At 66.7% G+C, this 17,733-nt stretch carries 17 protein-coding genes and 1 riboswitch; of the genes, 8 read left to right on the plus strand and 9 right to left on the minus strand.

Going from position 1 to position 17,733, the window contains the following annotated elements; genetic code table 11:
* Positions 1-77: 77 nt before the first annotated feature.
* From AB0E24_RS14210 to AB0E24_RS14220, 3 genes are all read left to right on the plus strand, one after another.
* Entirely contained in the window at positions 78-1,556 is a 1,479-nt protein-coding gene (locus AB0E24_RS14210) for a PP2C family protein-serine/threonine phosphatase (RefSeq protein ID WP_359376967.1), read from the plus strand.
* A gap of 281 nt (positions 1,557-1,837) precedes the next feature.
* Positions 1,838-1,975, plus strand: a riboswitch (cyclic di-AMP (ydaO/yuaA leader).
* Between the two features lie 11 nt (positions 1,976-1,986).
* Positions 1,987-3,192 carry a M23 family metallopeptidase gene (locus tag AB0E24_RS14215; RefSeq protein ID WP_099014449.1) on the plus strand — a complete coding sequence of 402 codons (1,206 nt, stop codon included), beginning with the start codon at positions 1,987-1,989 and terminating at the stop codon, positions 3,190-3,192.
* 151 nt (positions 3,193-3,343) lie between these two features.
* Positions 3,344-4,306 (plus strand): aldo/keto reductase, encoded by a 963-nt coding sequence (locus AB0E24_RS14220; RefSeq protein ID WP_359376971.1) that lies wholly within the window; start codon positions 3,344-3,346, stop codon positions 4,304-4,306.
* Positions 4,307-4,460: 154 nt separating this feature from the next.
* Here AB0E24_RS14220 and AB0E24_RS14225 read toward each other — a convergent pair whose 3' ends face one another.
* The 4 genes from AB0E24_RS14225 to AB0E24_RS14240 form a co-directional block, all read right to left on the minus strand.
* Positions 4,461-4,760 (minus strand): hypothetical protein, encoded by a 300-nt coding sequence (locus AB0E24_RS14225; protein ID WP_283885420.1) that lies wholly within the window; start codon positions 4,758-4,760, stop codon positions 4,461-4,463.
* 75 nt (positions 4,761-4,835) lie between these two features.
* Positions 4,836-5,144 carry a hypothetical protein gene (locus AB0E24_RS14230; protein ID WP_217490205.1) on the minus strand — a complete coding sequence of 103 codons (309 nt, stop codon included), beginning with the start codon at positions 5,142-5,144 and terminating at the stop codon, positions 4,836-4,838.
* A 100-nt stretch (positions 5,145-5,244) separates the two neighbouring features.
* Entirely contained in the window at positions 5,245-5,454 is a 210-nt protein-coding gene (locus AB0E24_RS14235; RefSeq protein WP_174886416.1) for a DUF397 domain-containing protein, read from the minus strand.
* Positions 5,454-6,299 carry a helix-turn-helix domain-containing protein gene (locus AB0E24_RS14240; RefSeq protein ID WP_174886415.1) on the minus strand — a complete coding sequence of 282 codons (846 nt, stop codon included), beginning with the start codon at positions 6,297-6,299 and terminating at the stop codon, positions 5,454-5,456. Before AB0E24_RS14240 ends, AB0E24_RS14235 begins: the two co-directional genes overlap by 1 nt.
* Positions 6,300-6,519: 220 nt before the next feature.
* Between AB0E24_RS14240 and AB0E24_RS14245 the strand changes: the two genes are divergently transcribed.
* Positions 6,520-7,146: an ATP-binding protein gene (locus AB0E24_RS14245; RefSeq protein WP_174886414.1), complete on the plus strand. Its 627-nt coding sequence runs from the start codon at positions 6,520-6,522 to the stop codon at positions 7,144-7,146.
* Positions 7,147-7,164: 18 nt separating this feature from the next.
* On the opposite strand, the gene AB0E24_RS14250 is transcribed toward AB0E24_RS14245, so the two are convergent.
* Entirely contained in the window at positions 7,165-7,845 is a 681-nt protein-coding gene (locus tag AB0E24_RS14250; protein WP_359376975.1) for a hypothetical protein, read from the minus strand.
* A 328-nt stretch (positions 7,846-8,173) separates the two neighbouring features.
* On the opposite strand from AB0E24_RS14250, the gene AB0E24_RS14255 reads away from it, so the two are divergent.
* The 4 genes from AB0E24_RS14255 (at position 8,174) to AB0E24_RS14270 (ending at position 13,593) form a co-directional block, all read left to right on the plus strand.
* Entirely contained in the window at positions 8,174-8,869 is a 696-nt protein-coding gene (locus AB0E24_RS14255) for a KpnI family restriction enzyme N-terminal domain-containing protein (protein ID WP_359376978.1), read from the plus strand.
* Between the two features lie 24 nt (positions 8,870-8,893).
* On the plus strand, positions 8,894-10,312 hold the full coding sequence (locus AB0E24_RS14260; RefSeq protein ID WP_359376980.1) for a ParB N-terminal domain-containing protein: 1,419 nt from the start codon (positions 8,894-8,896) through the stop codon (positions 10,310-10,312).
* Positions 10,312-12,144 (plus strand): DEAD/DEAH box helicase, encoded by a 1,833-nt coding sequence (locus AB0E24_RS14265; RefSeq protein ID WP_359376983.1) that lies wholly within the window; start codon positions 10,312-10,314, stop codon positions 12,142-12,144. The genes AB0E24_RS14260 and AB0E24_RS14265 overlap by 1 nt, the downstream gene beginning before the upstream one ends.
* A gap of 90 nt (positions 12,145-12,234) precedes the next feature.
* The gene (locus AB0E24_RS14270) at positions 12,235-13,593 is read left to right on the plus strand and encodes a DNA cytosine methyltransferase (protein ID WP_174886410.1); all 1,359 of its coding nucleotides are present in this window, start codon (positions 12,235-12,237) and stop codon (positions 13,591-13,593) included.
* Here AB0E24_RS14270 and AB0E24_RS14275 read toward each other — a convergent pair.
* The 4 genes from AB0E24_RS14275 to AB0E24_RS14290 form a co-directional block, all read right to left on the minus strand.
* Positions 13,519-13,986 (minus strand): very short patch repair endonuclease, encoded by a 468-nt coding sequence (locus AB0E24_RS14275; protein WP_174886409.1) that lies wholly within the window; start codon positions 13,984-13,986, stop codon positions 13,519-13,521. The two genes, AB0E24_RS14270 and AB0E24_RS14275, sit on opposite strands and share 75 nt — an antisense overlap.
* Positions 13,987-14,072: 86 nt before the next feature.
* A complete protein-coding gene (locus AB0E24_RS14280) occupies positions 14,073-15,269 on the minus strand; it encodes a L,D-transpeptidase (protein WP_359376987.1) in 1,197 nt (398 codons plus the stop codon).
* A gap of 247 nt (positions 15,270-15,516) precedes the next feature.
* Complete coding sequence (locus AB0E24_RS14285; protein ID WP_359376990.1) at positions 15,517-15,711, minus strand: sigma factor; 195 nt, start codon at positions 15,709-15,711, stop codon at positions 15,517-15,519.
* Positions 15,712-15,846: 135 nt separating this feature from the next.
* Positions 15,847-17,517 (minus strand): PrsW family intramembrane metalloprotease, encoded by a 1,671-nt coding sequence (locus AB0E24_RS14290; RefSeq protein WP_435865279.1) that lies wholly within the window; start codon positions 17,515-17,517, stop codon positions 15,847-15,849.
* Between the last annotated feature and the right edge of the window lie 216 nt (positions 17,518-17,733).

Genomic DNA, 17,733 nt, shown 5'->3' on the forward strand with positions numbered 1-17,733 from the left:
CGGCAGTGGCGGCAGCGGCAGTGGCGACAGCGACGGCGGCGGGACGCGGACCAGGGAAGCGAGAGAAGCCGGTGCGGGTGCGTGGGAGCAGGGCTCGTACGGGCGCCCGTACGGAGTCGCGTACGCAATGGCGTACGGCCTGGCCCCGACTGAGCCGCCCGCGCGCCCGCCGCCCGACCCGCCTTCGTACGCTCATCGACACCGCCACCGCGTCCGGTGCCGCTGACGACGCGTCCACCGGGCCCACCGCGGTGCGGTCTCCGATGGCCGATGAGGGCGGCAAGGGGCCGCCGGGTCGCCGGTTGGCCCGGTGGGCCCCGTCACTCCTCATCCTCTGTGGCATCGGCTTCGACCTGGCCGCGCCGCCCGGTTACACCGCCTCGCCCTTCTTCGCCGCCGCCCCCTTGGTCGCCGCGGCGCTCTTACCGTTGCGCCAGACCATCGTCACGGCCGTCGTCGGCATGTTCGCCACCTGTCTGCTGGCGGAGTTGCACGGTGCGGGGGACCCGACCCAGGCGGCCACCGAGATCGGCACGGTCGCGACCGTGACCGTGCTGGCGTTGGTGATCAACCGTGTCGTACGCCGCAGCTACCACCGGCTCGCCTCGGCGCGCGGTGTCGCGGAGGCGGCCCAGCGCGCCGTTCTGCCCGCGCCACCCGCCCGTCTCGCCGGGCTGGAGATCGCCGCGCGTTACGTACCGGCGGAGAAGTACGCGGCGATCGGCGGTGATCTGTACGCGGTCCAGGACACCCCGCACGGTGTACGGCTGACCGTCGGGGACGTACGAGGCAAGGGACTGCAAGCCGTGGAGGTCGTCGCGATCCTCCTCGGCTGCTTCCGGGAGGCGGCGGAGCAGGAGACGACCCTGGAGGCGCTCGTGGGCCGGCTGGAGCGGGCGCTACAGCGCGAGGGCGCCCGGCGGGCCGACCTGGAGGTGTTCGAGGGGTTCACGACGGCAGTGGTGGCCGAGATTCCGCGTGGCGACTCCACCCTGCGGCTGATCAACCGCGGTCATCCGCCACCGCTGCTCCTGGAGGAGGACGGCGCGGTGCGCGCCCTGGAGCCGGAGGTGTCGGCGCTGCCGGTGGGGATGGGGGAGTTGGGCGGCTGGCCGGACCGGGTGATGGAGCTGGGGTTCGAGGAGGGGGAGACGCTGCTGCTGTTCACGGACGGGGTGACGGAGGCCCGGGACCGCGGCGGCGTTTTCTACGACCCGGAGAAGCGGCTGCGCGGCCGCCGCTTCTCCGGTCCGCAGGAGCTGCTGGACGCGTTGGTGGCCGATGTCGAGCACCATACGGGCGGCGGGACACCGGACGACATGGCGCTGCTGGCGGTCCGCCGAACCCGGGCCCGCGGGAACGGACACGAGAACGGATGCGGGAACGGGTACGGGAACGGGTACGGGAACAGGCGTGAGAACGGGCGCGAGAACAGACGTGGCGACCGACGCGAGAACGGACGTGGCAACCGGCGCGACAACGAGCGCGACAACGGCAGCAGGAACGGGCACGACGGCGACCGTACGAGGGACAACGCCCCCGCCCCCCGCCCGTAGCCGACCTGGGCCATACACCGTCCGTAACCGACTGAGACCCCTCCGCATAACAATTGATGCACGATCGCCCGGCCTGCGGTTATGCACCCCCTCACACTGCCCGCCGACTCGCCCCCATCTGTCCGCTCTTGGGCGCTAAGTTCATGCCAAAGGTGCGCGGATTCCTCGGAACAGCTTGGAATCACATCGCGCTCTCTATTAACGTTCGATAACGCAGCGCGGTCGTCACAACCGTCGCAAGGACGGCACCGTGCGCCGTCGCCGAATCCCGTACGCACAGCGGCAGTACCGCACCAACAGCAGCACCAAGGGAACCGGGGAACCAACACCTTGGGGTGAATCGGGTCGAACCTGACCCGTAGGAGACCTTCCTGCTCCGAACCCGTCAGCTAACCCGGTAGGCGAGAGGGAAGGAAAGGAGTGCGCCTCCGTGGCGTCCAACAGGTCTGTCCTGGACGAAGCCCCGTATCGCACACGGGGCGGCGGTTTGGGGACCGCCACCGCCTACGGCCCCGGCTTCGACGCCGGCGGCGGGATGAGTTCCGGGGACGGCCGCTTCGCCCCCGACGATTTCTACGCGGACGAGGGCGCCGCCGAGGGCCCGGGTGCCGGATTCGACTCCGAGACCTGGGAGGAGTGGAACCCCACCGAGGAGTCCATCGCTCCCGTACGCGGCCGGCACCGCGTGGCCAAGCAGCGCGGCGGGACCATGGCGCGCAGCGGCGCCGTCCTCGGGGTCGGTGTGATCGCGGCGGTCGGCGCGGGCGGTATGGCCAGCGCCAAGGACCGTCCCGCACTGCCCATATCCATGCCGGACCTCGGACATGTCGCCGATCAGGTCAAGGCCAGCCTGCCCGCCGCCAAGGACCTGCCCGGCATCGGCTCCTGGGCGTCGGACGACAGCGGCGGCTCGCAGACCGCCGCCGCGCCCCTCTCCCAGGCCGGTCTGACCAACGAGGACGAGCAGCGCGGCACCACCGACGCGGGCGAGGCGCTCCGCGCCCGCATCCTCCAGCAGGCCGAGAACCAGCAGAACGCGGCGGACGAGGACAGCCGCACCGCCGCGGCGCAGGCCGCCGCCAAGGCCGCCGCGGACAAGGCCGCCGACCAGGCCGCGGAGGCGGCCGCGAAGCGGAAGGCCAAGGCCGAGGCCGCCGCCGCGGCGAAGCGGGCCGCCGAGCAGCGGGCGAAGGAGGCGGCCGAGAAGAAGGCCGCGGCCGAGCGCCAGGCCAGACTCGCCGCCGCGTATACCCTCCCCGTCGGCTCGTACACCCTGACCGCCAGCTTCGGCCAGGCGGGCGACATATGGTCGGCCGACCACACCGGCCAGGACTTCGCCGCCCCGACCGGCACCCCGGTCAAGGCGGTGCACGGCGGCACCATCACCCAGGCGGGCTGGGCCGGTTCGTACGGTTACCGCATCGTGCTGACCCTCGACGACGGCACCGAGCTCTGGTTCTGCCACCTGTCCTCGATGGTCGTCACCTCGGGCAAGGTGTCGACGGGCGACGTCATCGCCCGCGTCGGCGCCACCGGCAATGTGACCGGCCCGCACCTCCACCTCGAGGTCCGGCCCGGCGGCGGCTCGCCGATCGACCCGATGCCCTGGCTGCGCCAGCACGGGATGACCCCCTGATACTCCGGCGGCTCTGGCGCTCTCTCCCCCCTTGACGCCAGGGCCGCCGGTTTTTTACGGACCACCGGCGCCGCTCCCCGGGAACTCCCCGGGAACTCCCCGGGAACGGCGGGCCGGAACAACACACGTACGCCGGCGGTTGTAAAAACGTATGGCTGACAACACTGACACCGCTGACATCACAAGGAAGATCGGCGGCCTGTCCGTCTTCCCGCTCTCCCTCGGTGGGAACGTCTTCGGCTGGACCGCGAACGAAGCCGAGTCCTTCAGGGTCCTCGACGCCTACGCGGCGGCCGGCGGCAATTTCATCGACACCGCCGATGTCTACTCCGCCTGGGTACCGGGCAACCAGGGCGGCGAGTCCGAGACCATCCTCGGCAACTGGTTCGCCTCCCGCGGCAACCGCTCCGACATCGTCCTCGCCACCAGGGTGGGCGGTGGCTCCCCGGAGCCGCGCGGCCTGACCTCGTCCGCCATCAAATCGGGCGTGGAGGAATCCCTCCAGCGGCTGCGCACCGACTACATCGATCTCTACTACACCCACTACGACGATCCGTCGGTGCCGGTGGAGGAGATCATCACCACCCTGGACGAACTGGTCAGGGAGGGCAAGGTCCGCGAGATCGCCGCGTCCAACGTGGCCGCGGACCGCCTGGAGGCGCTGCTGACCTTCTCCACCCGGGAGAACCTGGCCCGCTACGTCGCCCTCCAGCCGCACTACAACCTGGTCTCGCGCGACACCTTCGAGGGCGACTTGGCCGATGTCGCCACCCGCCACGGCCTGGCGACCGCCCCGTACTACGCCCTGGCCTCCGGCTTCCTCACCGGCAAATACCGCCCGGGCACGGCGGTCGACAGCCCCCGCTCCACGGGCGCGGCCAAGCACCTGGAGACGGAGCGCGGCCAGAAGGTCCTCGCCGCACTGGACGACGTCGCCGCCAACCACGGCACAGAGCCCGCCACGGTCGCCCTGGCCTGGCTCCTCGCCCGCCCGACGGTCGTGGCCCCCATCGCCAGCGCCCGCACCGTGGACCAGCTCCCACCCCTGCTGGCCTCGGTGAACCTCAAGCTCACCCAGCCGGAACTGGACCTGCTGACGTCGGCGTCGGACTGAGCCGCGACCGGCCGGGCGGGCCGAACGACAGCCAAAAGGCCAATGGACACCGGGCGGGCACCAAGCACAAACGACTGCCCCGCCCGGTTGACGCCTACGCCGGCATCCGCCCTACGACCGATGCCTACGCCGGCATCCGCCCTATGACCGGCCCCTACCGCCGATCGGCAAGGGCCCAGGACGCGAGGGCCACGCCGCCGGCGACGGCGAAAACGGACGGCCAGGCCCCGATCTTCTTGGCGAGCGGGTGGGACCCGGCGAAGGCGGCCACATAGGCCGCACTGAGCGCGGCCGCCGTCCCGTTCCCGGCCTTCTCCCGCCACCCCCGAGCGGCCACCGCCCCCGCAGCCGCGAGAGCAACCCCACCCAAGGGCCGCCTCCTGGTCCACCGAGCCACCCCATACCCCCCAACCAACCCACCCGCAGCCACAACCCCCACCGGCACTCCAGCCATCCCGATACCTCCCACTCCGAAGGATCTCCTCACCCCGACCCTACGCAGCAGGCACCAGGAACGATGGCCGGCCCGTCAGCCTTCCTCCACGAGGCCGGCATTCAAGGCCCGCGTCCAGAGACGGTCCTGCCATTCATTGGCGTCCGGCGCGGGCTTGACGGTGAGGACGGGGTTCGGGCCCGTCTCGATGAGGTGCAGCAGCGTCCAGGCGACGCCATGGCAATCGTCCGGCCCAAAGCACTCGGCCAAAGCCCTGGCCTCCTGGGCCGTGACCGGTCTGGAGATTGCGTCAAGCTGCTCGACGCGCCTGTCGATCTCTTCTCCACTCGCCCCCACATCGGGAAGCGGCCCATCGGCAACGAATGCCAGCACCTCGGTTCTCATCCCCGAATGGTTGTCCGCAGTCACTACCCCAAGCAAGGCGCCTGGCAGAGCAGACAGGCCGACGCACGGACAACACACTCAGGCCCGACGACGGCGACCCTCAGCCCAACTGCCCATCCCGCACAGCCATCACGAAGTTCGCCCACGCGCGGTGCGAGACCCCGATCACAGGCCCTCCTGGATCCTTGGAGTCCCGCACAGCGGACGATCCCGGCCGGAAAGCGACCTCGACGCATTCGGTGTTGCCGGCACCGCTGTAGGAGGACTTGAACCAGACGCTGTCTCTCTTGGATATGAAGGATTCGCGCATCAGATCTCCTCGCGGACGCGTTCGATGAGGGCGGAGGACGAGGCCATGTCCAGCGCCTGAGCGCGAAGGTAGTCGAACGCGACCCGATAGCGCTCCAGTTCCTCGTCCTTCTCCATGAAGAGCGAGCCGACGTGGATGTCGACGTACACGACGTCCAGCGAGGGCTCGGCACCCCCGAGGATCACGAAGCTCCCCATGGCCGCTGAGTGCGCGCCCTTGGCGAACGGCAGCATCTGAAGCGTGATGTCAGGAGACTCATTGGCGCGCAGTAGGTGATCCAGCTGCTCCCGCATCACTTCACGCGAACCGACCACGCGCCGGATCACGGACTCGTCGAGGATGGCCCACAGATGCGGTGGCTTCGGACGGCTCAGGATCTCCTGCCGCTTCATCCGAAGGTCGACCAGCCGCTCGATCTCTTCCGCGGACAGGCGCATCTCCGAGGCATGCTGCACCGCTTCCGTATAGCCGCGAACCTGCAGAAGCCCCGGCACATACAGACAGGCGAAGTGATCCTCTCGAACCGCCTCGTCCTCCAACGTGAAGAGCAGGTTCATGCTCTCCGGCAGGGAATCCGCGAAGGAGGTCCACCACCCCTCACGCTTCGCGTCCTTGGCGAGGCCGACCACGGCCTTCCGCTCCGGTTCACTCGCTTCGTACTCACGGCACAGCGCGTCCACGATGGGCCACTTCACGGGCCCTTCCTGTGTCTCGTACCGGCTGACAGTCGCCTTCGAGACCCCGACGAGCCGACCTGCCTCCTCCAGCGTCATTCCCTTACGGGCCCGGAACTTGCGCATCATGACGCCGAGCTGTCGTCGACGAGTAGTTGCCCGCGCTGGCATGACGGCTACCTCTCCCCTCAAGCTGGCTATGACGGGGCCAGCGGCAACAAGGCTATGGGCGGAAGAAGTTGCCCCACCACCGGATTCACCCTTCCGAGAATCTGTGAGAAGTTACATGGAGAGACTTCTCGGTGTCATACTCGAATCAGCGAGACTACGCAGCGCGGTCGTATGGACACGGCTGGGCGCAGCGCTGACGTAACGCCCAAGGAGTGTGGCCATGCACCGCTACTCAGTCACCGACCCCCAACCACGTCGCTGCATCCTTCCTTTCACTGCTGAAGCGCCCCAATTGGCCGGCCTCCGCCAAGCGGTGAACGCTGAGCTTGCCGCCTGGGGCATGTCGGCGCTTGCCGAAGAGGCGCGGCTGATTGCCACGGAGCTGGCTTCGAACGTCATCAAGCACGTCGGCGAGGGCACTGCGGCCACCCTCGTTCTCGACGCCGACACGGACCAGCTACGTGTAGAACTGCACGACAGCAGTCACAAGGAACCTCAGAGCCTCCACCCGACATCCGAAGACGAGTCCGGCCGTGGCTTGCAACTCCTCGCCGACATCTCGGTCTCCTGGGGCGCCACGCGTACGGCAGTCGGCAAAGCGGTCTGGTGCGAACTTCCTCTGACTCCGGAAAAGTCCTGCCACCGTGTCCAACGCGCGACGACTGTCATGGAGGCGTATGGCCGTGCGGTCGGCGGCCCGGCCGCACGACTCACCCGCCGCCCGGTTCTGGAAGAGTCGGCAACCAGTCTGATCCTGGACCTCCTGCACTGGCTCACCGCCCACGGCCTCGACCCCGACGACATCCTCGACCGCGCCCAGACCCACTTCGAAGCAACGGCCGTTTGACCCGGCTGCGCCGGCGCCTCACCGTGCGGCGGCACGGAGCATCGCGCCGGCATCTTCAGGCAAGCCGTACGCGTGAAGTTCGAGGGCGGCACGGATGACCTGTCCTTCTGGCTGATCCCGGCCGTACATCTGGATCAGTTCATCTGCAAGCTGGTCGTGTTGTTGGTGGCGCAGTATGGCGAGAGAAGCCGCGCTCTCGAAGGGAGTCAGAGCCTCTGCGGACACGCGCAGCATGGCCACCGCCGCTTCATAGTCCTGCTGGGCGTCAATCCGCGCCGCCATGCCGACGATCTGGTTCGCGGCGACCACGTCGTAGGCCCTCTGCTGCCGGTCCCCCTGCGGGGAGGGGACCGGCAGCGGTGCCGGTTGCTTGCGTGCTGCAATCAGCCTCGCCTCCAAGCCGGCTCTGATCCGGTGCAGTCGCCGCAGCTCCCTCCGTAGTTTGTTGTTGCTGCGCTTGAACCTGTTGCAGTGTTTGCAGAGGGTCGGCTCTGCGGAGGCGTGAGCGCTGAGTACTGCATGTTGGGTGATGCTCAAGGCATCCTCGCCGCCCGCTTGCTCAGCCGCGGCTTCGTACAGCAGCTCCACAAAGGAGCGTGGCGGTAGGCGGCGCCCATTCATATAACGGGAAAGCTCGCTCCGGTCCTTCCGGTATCCCCGGGATGCGAGATGCCGCACGGATGCCTCCAGCGTGGTCATGCCCATGTGCTCGTACAGGACGCACAGGACCTCGGCAAGCCTGCGTCGGCCCGGGGGTAAATCCTTGCTGATCTTGGAGCCAACTCGTCTCGCTGTCACCCGCATCACTGTCCTTACTCCGCTGCCGGTCTCTCCAACAATTGTGCAGCAAGGGATTTTTGACTCGTTTGCGCGCAACACCAATTTGCTCTGGACGCTTCCTGACCAGTGATGCTGGAGTGGTGCGACCGCCAAAGATCCGGAGGCGGAACGCCGTGGACGGACATGTCGTTGATGTCGTGTACATGGCGTTATCTGGCGTAGTGCACGGCTGAACGGGAGACGCGAAATGGCAATGCTGCCGTCGTGGCAGGACGAAAAGTTCGGGAGCATGATCCGGGCCGCTCTGTGGCTGGAGTCCGTGGTGGAGGAAGGCAACATCTTCACGAAGGCCCAGCTGCGCACCGCTTTTCCGGACGTCGCTCAGATCGACCGGCGGCTGCGGGATCTCCGCGACCGTGGTTGGCGTATCGATACGAGTCGTGATGACCCCGCGCTGAAACAGCAAGAGCAGAGGTACGTCAGCAAGGGGGCCGAGGTCTGGATCCCGGGGCAGGGGAAGGTCGCCAAGCATAAGAGCAGCCTCACCCCAGCCCAGCGCACCAAGGTGTGGCAGGACGACAACTTTCTTTGCCGTACCTGTGGTATCGGGATGGGGGAGTCCTACGGCGACGGGAGCATCGAACTGTCGAAGCTGAACGTCGCGCGTCGTGAGGTGGTGATGCCGGACGGGACGGTTGACGTCCAGCTGGTGACCCAGTGCAAGCGGTGCGGCGCCGGGGATGTTGAGCGTCAGGCCAACCTCGGTGAAGTGCTCGGCACGATCGAGACCTTGACTCCGATGGAGCGGAAGGTTCTCGCGGGCTGGATAGAGGCCGATCGCCGGACACTTAGCCCGCTTGAGAAGCTGTGGGGAAACTACCGGACGCTGCCGACCGAGTCTCGCGCCGTTGTCAGGCATGCCTTGGCCGACGAGAACAACTGAGTAACAACTGAGAAGGGGGAGGCCATGACCAAGGGAATCGCTCCGCCGCGAGCGGCGCAGTTCAGCGAACTGATCAAGAAAAGGCTAGAGGAAGTTAAGGCGACTGGAGGTACCCGGGAGACGGTCACCGTTGAGTGGAATGACCAGCCCTTGCATGTCGAGGTCATTGATCTTCCGCTCGCAGACCTGCTCTTCAACCCGAGTACACACCGCATCCGCGCGCAGCGCAGCCATGACCCTGGACGCAACGAGATCCTGGAAAAAGATCCCTACAGTAGCGAAGGCCAGAGGTATCTGGATTTCCTGCTTAAGGCCGAGCCGGCGGATCCTAACCGCCGGGACCCCGAATTTGACAAACTGAAGGAAAGTCTGGGCCAGTTTGGCCAGAATGAGCCGGGACTGGTCACTCACGACGGGGTCCTCGTGAACGGCAATACCCGGGCTGCTGCGCTCCGGGAGATCGGTGCTCAGTCCATGCGGGTAGGGATCCTGCCTGAGTCGTTCACGTCGGCTGACGTTAACGCAGTCGAACTCTCGCTTCAGCTGCGTGAAGATCACAAACGTGGCTACTCGTACATCAACCGGCTTCTCGCGATGGAAGAGCAGGCTGCGCTGGGCCGTACGCCGGAGGCGATCGCCAAGGTGTTCCGGATCAAGACGCCCAGGTACCACCAGGAACGCTGGATCCTCAGCGCCATCCGGGACATGATTGAGCGCAGCCGTAGTGGTGGGGGCGTGGCCCTGCGCCTCGTGGACTTCGAGGACGACCAGGAGAAGCTGAAGGAACTTCACCGCGCCTACGAAAAGCTGTCCGCTGTTGACCCTGACCAGGCTGAGGCATTCAAAGAACTCCGGATGGCCGCCATCACCCTTGGCTTCGCCAAGACCGACGTACGCCATATCGAGGACAACTTCCACGAAAAATATCTGGAGAAGACGCTGCCGCCCAGTCTGAACACCGGCTCCGCGGGTGAGGAAACTGTGACTGTGCCCGGGCTCGGTGTCTCGGTGCCGGGCGCCTCGTCAGCGGGCTCTGCGGCCCGGGCGTTGAATGACCAGATTCTGCGTGCGAAGGCTCGGACGCTCAGCACCAGCTCTGCCGTGTCAGACGGGGAGAAGCACAGTGCACAGAGTCTCTTCGATGACGCCAAGACGGCCTTCGACGCGGCGATCGACGCGGCCGGCCGGGATGCTCGTGTGCGGAAGCGCAAACAATTGGCACCGGCCCGTCTGGCTGATGCCTGCGCAGATATTGATCAGTGTGTGGTGGATCTTGTACAGGCCCGTGCCTCACGTTCCTTGGACGAGGAAGCCTTCGACGAGGCGGTCCTGAAGCTCCGAGACAGCCTCCGCAAGCTCGCCCAGCAGGCCGGCCGCGGCACACTGAGTCCCGGAGACGGTGTCTCCTGGCTCATCGAGGCCGTGGCTGTGGAGGGCTCCTGATGGTGGCGGCCGCAGCCGAAACCTCACTGCACCTTGGCTTTGACGAGACGCGTACGAAGGTTGTTCTGAGGACCACAGAGAAATACCGGGATGACCTTGTCCAGCTGGCTGCCCGTTTCCGTACGGGCGGCCAGCTCGGCTCGCTAACCGCGTTGGTTGAGCTAGACGATCTGCTGGGCAAGCTCAGCATGATAAGTGGCTGGCCAGATCCGGCGGGCGTGACGTGGGCACCCGAGCTGCGAGCTTTGGTGGTCGCGGTCCTGCAGGATGCGGAAACGGTCAGGAAGCGCCTCGACACCCCTGACCACTCCGGCGAGGTAGCGTCCCGGGATGTTCCCGGGCTTCTCGGTAAGGACTGGGAGGCTGAGCTGGGGGAGTTTCAGCAGCGGGACATCGCGAAGCTGCTGTCACTCCAGCACGGGGCGAACTTCAGCGTCCCCGGCGCCGGCAAGACCCGTGTGGCGCTTGCCGTGTACGCCGCGCAAAAGGCACAAGGTAAGGTCAGCAGGCTCCTGGTGGTCTGCCCCAAGTCCGCTTATGAGTCCTGGCAGTACGAGACCGCCGTTTGCTTCCGGCATCCGCTCCGCACGCATGTCCTTGACCGATCCCTCGACCAGTGGGCCGAGGTGCTGATTGTCAACTACGAACGGCTGGACCGCTCGCTCTCGACCTTGGCGGGGTGGCTCAAGTCTGCCCCAGCGATGATCATTCTTGACGAAGCGCACCGGATGAAGCTCGGCGTGCGGGGGACGTATGGAGCCGCGTGCATGGCCCTGGGCCCCCTCGCGCGACGGCGGCTGATCCTCACGGGCACCCCAGCGCCCAACGGCTCGAAGGATCTAGAGAGTCTGCTCGGCTTTGTATGGCCGGGACATGGTCAGCGTTCCGTGTCGAGGGCGGTGGCTGGCGGAGATCTGGCATACGCCAGCACCGTGCTGCGACCGCTCTTTACGAGGACAACCAAGCATGAACTTGGCCTGCCGCCGATGCAGTTGCGGATGAGGTACGTGGACATGCCTAACCTGCATAGTGAGATCTACAGTTCGTTGGTTGGAGGCATCAGCTCGGCGGGCGCCCGAGAAGATCTCAGCTCGCTAGGGAAGACCGCGTTGCGGCTGCTGATGGCAGCGACAAGCCCGGCCCTGCTCTTGGAGGGCGCTAGTCGTTATGAGCCTCTGGCGTACCAGCTACCGCCTCTGGAGGTACCGGAGGGCGATTCCCTGTACAAGCTCATGCAGAACCTCCCTGACTATGAGCTTTCGCCTAAGTACAAGGAGACCGTGGCGATCGTCGCGGAGAACGCCGAGCGTGGCCGGAAGACTTTGGTCTGGACGACATTCGTCCGGAGCCTCACCACATTGGCGCAACTCCTGGAGAAGTACAGCCCTGCGATTGTCTACGGCGGGACTCCCGACCGTGACGAACAGCTCCGTCGCTTCCGTGAGGATCCGGGGTGTCAGGTGCTGATCTCCAATCCGGCGACGCTGGGCGAGGGCATCAGTCTTCACCATGTGTGTCACGACGCCGTATACGTGGACCGTGACTTCATCGCAGGACGGTTCCTACAGAGCCTTGACCGCATCCACCGCCTCGGTCTTGCTCCTGGCACTGACACCAGGGTCACTGTGCTCGCGGTGCGGAACACGATTGACGAGGTGGTCGAGGCACGGCTCACTCTGAAGTTGGAGTTCATGGGCAAGATCCTTGATGATCCATCGGTGCAGCAACTCTCTGACCTCCAGGAGGAGCCTTCGGTTGCGGCAGGGCTGGCGCCCAGCGACATGGAGGCTCTGATCCGTCATATCGGTAGAAACGGAACCGTTCAGCGGTAGACGGATGCTGTGGGCCGTCTGATCCGTTAGCGTCTACGCTGTCCCCTGGTAACGTAGCAATCTTGCGTGTCTTAGCCAGGAGGACCGTTCATGGGCGCCAGCCCCCCACGCAGTCCGCAGGACAGCCCGCCTCTCACTTCAGTCGAAATCTGTGCGGGAGCTGGTGGCCAGGCCGTTGGGCTGCACAAGGCTGGCTTCGAGCATCGGGCTCTCGTCGAGTGGGATTCGCATGCGGTGGAGACCCTCAAGGCCAACGTGAAGAACTGGCCTTGGTGGAACTCAGGAAGAGCTGAGGAGCTCACGTCTCAGGACGTCAACGATTTCCTCAAATCTGACCAGCGTAAGGGTCTCGAACTTGGGGAAGAGGGCCTTTCTCTCCTTGCTGGCGGTGTTCCGTGCCCCCCATTTTCGCTAGCTGGGAAGCGCCTTGGTGAAGACGATGAGCGTGATCTTTTCCCGGCAATGCTTGAAATCGTCAAGGAGCTTCGCCCGAAAGCGGTAATGATTGAAAATGTGCGTGGAATTCTGGAGCCTCCGCATGTTTTCATTGACTATCGCAGGCGAATTTTGGCTGAGTTGGGAAGTCTGGGATATCTCGTTCCCGAGGTTGATCCGGATTGGCCTGTTGAGCGGCAAGAAAAGGTCATGAGTTCCGTCTGGCGACTTCTTGAAGCTCGTGACTTTGGTGTTCCTCAACTGCGGCCTCGGGCCATCCTGGTGGTAATTCATGAAGACGTCCCAGATGGTGGAGATTTTGTCTGGCCGAAGAGGGTGAAAGGTGATGTTGCCTCGGTCAGGAAAATTCTCCATGACAGTATGCTTCGGCGGTGTAGAGAATTCTGGAACAAGAATGACCAAGGCAAGCGTGCGCGGGGTAAGCAGCGTACGGGGCGCCAGGTTTTCAACACTTGGCTGGAGTTGGCTGAGAAGGCCGAGGCGAATTCCACTCAGGGCATCGCACCCACGCTCGTGGGAGGGTCCAGGAAACATGGCGGCGCGGATCTGGGGCCCACCAGGGCTAAGCGAGCGTGGGCAGCCATGGGTGTTGATGCCACAGGAGTGGCCAATGACAGTGAGGACTGTGATCCGGAGCGTGACTTGTTCCGCCCTGCGGGCCCGATGCTGACTGTCCAGCAAGCTGCGATGCTTCAGGGTTTCCCAGAAGACTGGCAGTTCCAGGGAGGGAAGACCGCGCGGTATAGGCAGGTCGGGAATGCTTTCCCGCCGCCGGTCGCGGAAGCTGTAGGTCGTGCTATTGCAGCTGTATTGCGCCCAGAGGAGCGTGAATCATTGCTCGAAGACTATGTGATGGGAAACGTAGAAGATTCCGCTGAGCAAGACACAGTTTCTTACCAGGTGGAGGCATTCCCCATGTCAGCCCTTACCGCTACCGCCCGTCGCCCGGCGGGCGATGACTGTAGCGGCGATCTTGTCGGCGCACATGTCTGATGGCTCATGTTCCCAGAACCTGAGTACGCTCCACCCGGCTCCGGTAAGGGCGTTGTCAGTCTCTCGATCACGTGCGATGTTGCGCGCCACTTTGTCTGACCAGTATCCGGGATTGGTCTTCGGAGAAACGTAGTGTTCCGGGCAGCCGTGCCAGTAGCATCCGTCGATGAATACGGCGACCCGTACTGGTCGAAAGACGATGTCGGCTGTCCGACGCAGGTCGGCTAGCGGCCGGGCAGCCACGCGGTATCTAAACCCCTGAGCGTGGAGCAGTTGGCGAATTACACGCTCAGGCTTGGTATCCCTTGCCTTGATCGCCTGCATGTTCCGGCGCCGCGCCGCTGAGGAGGCCCACGAACCCGGCGGCGGCACCCATTGCTCAGAGTCAGACATGAAACCAGCTTCGCATATGTATGGCGTGCAGGGCTGTGCCTCTCCCTACCGAGACGGTAGGGAGAGGCACAGCTATGTGTGGGGACTCAGCGCAGGGCGCTGAGCTTTTGCCAGGAGGGGTAGGGGAGGTTCCAGTCGCCGAAGCCGTTGCCGGGGGAGACCGTGGCGCGGGTGGAGCCGGTGATGTGGACGATGTCGCCTTGGGTGGCGCGGTTGTAGAACCACTTGCCGTCGGCGAGGGACATGCCGACGCAGCCGTGGCTCATGTTGGTCTGGCCGAAGTAGCCGCGGCCCTCGTTCCAGGGGGCGGCGTGAGCGTAGGTGCCCGAGGTGGTGAGGTGGACGGCCCAGGGGACGTCTTTGTCGTAGGGGTCGGCTATGCCGACTGACTCGCTGGTCATGTTGACCATGGGGGCCTTGTCGAGGACGACCATGGTGCCGTTCCAGGTGGGGTAGGCGGGCTGGCCGGCGGATATGGGGATGGTCTTCTGCTTCTGGCCGTCCTCGTAGACCGTCATCGTGTGGTTCTTGATGTCGACCTTGGAGATCCGGGGCGTGCCGATGGTGAAGGTCGTCGAGACATCGCGGCGGAGGTAGCGGGAGTCGCCGGTGTTCACGCCGCTGAGGTGGGCTTGGAGGGTGACCTTGGTGCCCTTGTGCCAGTAGGTCTTGGGGCGCCAGTCGACGCGCTCGATGCCGGTGAGGGGGTCTTTGGTCCAGCCCCAGGAGCCTTCGGTTTTCGGGCTGGTGGAGATGGTGAGGTGACGTTCCACCGCTGCCTTGTTCCGCACCGGGTGGTCGAAGGCCAGGGATACCGGCTGGCCAACGCCGACGGTGGAGCCCTTGGACGGGGTGACGGTGACGCCGTTGATCTGCTGGGCGGTGCGGGTGCGGGTGCGGAAGGCGGAGTGCTGGACGGCGGACTTGCCGGCGGCGTTGGTGGCCGTGGCCTCGACGGTGTAGGTCGTGCCCGGGGTCATGGTGCGGGTGGAGTGCCAGCTGCTCTTGGAGTGGGAGAGGGCGCCGGTGACCGTGACGGCCTGGGATCCGGCGCCGTCGGGGACCACGCGGACCTTGGTGAGGGTGCCGTGGGAGGCGGTCACCTCGACCGTGGCGTCGGGGGCTATGGCCGCCGTGTCGCTGCCCGGGGTGATGGTGATCCGGGCGGGCTTGGCGTCGGCCGGGTCCACCGAGGCGGTTTTCGAGGCCGACTGGCAGCCGACGAGCAGGGCGACGGCGATGGCGGGCACCGCGAGGGTGCGCAGGGAACGGATGGAGTACACAGAGGACCTCTTGCGGGAGTCGTGAGGGGCGGTGGGAGGGCATGAGTGGGTCAGCAACGCCTCTTCGCCTCCTCGGGGTTGCTCCGGTACGGGCCTGGCGAGGCGGTGGCGGTGGGATCCAGGCGCCAGAGGGAGACCGATACGCTCGGGCTTCAGGCCGCGCAGGGCATGGATCAGCGCCACCCGGTCCGGGGCGAGGTCGGGGAGATCGGGGGGCGGGCCATGGCGGAAGTGGGCCCGCATGCGGTTACGGGCGCGGCGCGAGGAGCTGACGGCGAGGCGCAGGGCGACGGTACGGACCCAGGGCGACGGTACGGACCCAGGGCGTGGGATCGCCCTCGGCGGTCAGACGGTCCCAGCGCTGCCACGCCCGGGCGTACGCCTCCTGCACAGCGTCCTCGGCCTCGGCCAGGTCGCCCGTCGCCGCATAGACCGCGGCCACGAGTCGCTTCGCCGTAGCCGTATCGAACTGGTCGAAATCGGATGGTGTGAATGAAGGTGATGGTTCTGACATGAATCTCCCGCGCCCCCGTGCTCCCCGCTTCTATGTAGGAACACGTCCGAAAGGGGCGGGAGGTTACAGATGACTTTCGGGGGCGCCGGTGCCGTACGGCACGGGGGAGGTGCGGGGCGCCGACGGGGCCGCGGGCGGCTGCGGGGTCCGCGGTGGCTGGGCGCTGTGCGGGGGAGGGGTGCCCCACGGGGCGTACGTCGGCTGGGCCCCGTACTGGGTCTGAGTGTCGTACTGGACCTGGGCCTGGGCTTGGGCTTGGCTGCCGTACCCCGGCCCGGCGTATCCGTAGCCGCCGTGCCCGCCGGCCCCGTATCCGTGCCCGTGTGTGCCCCCCTGACCGTGCGCGCTCCCGTACCCGTACCCGTCGCCGCCTGTGTGCCCGCTGCCGTAGGCGAGCCCCTGTCCGCCTCCACCGCCGCCGTATCCGTATCCGCCGCCGTACGGCCCCGCGGGCCAGAACGGTGCGGGCAGCGTGCCCGGGGCCGGCACGGGTACGCGGCGGGGCCGGGGGAGCGGCACCGACAGCGCGGCGTGGGCCAGGGCGGGCTGGGCGGTCTCCCGCCGCTCCCACAGACGGTCCAGCAGCTCCTTCTCACGCGTCGTGAAGTCCGGCCCCGCCGTACCCCGGTGGGCACGCCGCCGCAGCAGCGCCAGTGAGGTCGCGAAGGCGGTGTACTCGCCGACCGCACGGGCCGCCGCCGCGCCGTGGGTGCGGCGGGCGAGGTCGCGGGCGATACCGCGGGCGCGCATCGAGGACAGCGCGATGGGCTCGGGCGGGGTGAGCCAGCCGGCGGCCTGGTAGGTGGTGAGCTGCTCCCGTATGGCGCGCAGTTCCTTGGCACGGGACCAGAGCGTCAGCCAGGTCAGCAGCCCGAACACGGGGACCATGAACAGGGCGTAGACGATGAGGAAGCCGTAGCCGCCGAGGGACGCCGAGCCGTTCCAGACGCCGTGCAGGACCATCGCGGTCAGCAGCATCGCGATCGGTATGAGGACGCGGCGGGCGCGCTGGTGCCGCGCCGTCGCGGCGGCTATGCCGAAGCCCACACCCGTCATCGCGGTGAAGAGGGGGTGCGCGAAGGGGGACATCACGGCGCGGATGAAGAACGTCGCGGCCGTGGTCGACCGGATGCCGGAGTAGCCGAGCGTCTCGTCGCTGACGAAGGCCGAGCCGAGGTAGAGGATGTTTTCGGTGAAGGCGAAACCGGTGGCGGTGATTCCGGCGACGACGACCCCGTCGACCAGCCCGTTGAAGTCGCGGCGGCGGAAGAGGAAGAGCAGTAGGACGGCGGCTGCCTTGGCGCTCTCCTCCACGAACGGCGCGATGAAGGTGGCGCCCCAGGTGTCGGCGTCGGCCTGGCCGGTGGGGGATGAGGAGTCCACGGTCGTCATGAGCCACTCGGTGGCGAAGCCGTTCGCGATCAGCGCGACCAGGGTCGCGGCGCACGCACCCCAGGCGAAGGCGAACAAGAGGTTTCGCCAGGGTTTGGGGTCCACGCGGTCCAGCCACCGGAAGACCGCGATGATCAACGGTACGGGGAGGACGGCGAGGCCGAGCCCCACCAGGAAGCCCTTGGTGCCCGTCTGCTCGCGCACCAGCGCCAGGATGATCAGGCCGGAGAGCGAGAGCAGACCGGTGAGCGCGGTGGCCCGGAGCGCCCTGTTGTGCCACAGGCGGGCGAGACGGCCGTCCGGGCCCCACAGGCCCTGACGAGGCGGCTGCGGCCAGCCCACCGGTGCGGCCCCGGCCTCGAACCACGGGTGCCGGCCACCGTAAGGAGCTCCGTACGGGGGGCCGTAAGGCGTGCCGTACGGAGTCTCGTGCGGCGCGGCGTGCGGTGCCACGTGGCCCGCCTCGTACGGCCCGTCGTGCGGTGTGTCCTGCCTCGCCTCGTACGGCCCGTCGTGCGGTGCGTCCAGCCTCGGCTCGTACGGTGCGCCTTGCGGTGG

The organism is Streptomyces malaysiensis subsp. malaysiensis (assembly GCF_040653035.1).
Classification (GTDB): domain Bacteria; phylum Actinomycetota; class Actinomycetes; order Streptomycetales; family Streptomycetaceae; genus Streptomyces; species Streptomyces malaysiensis.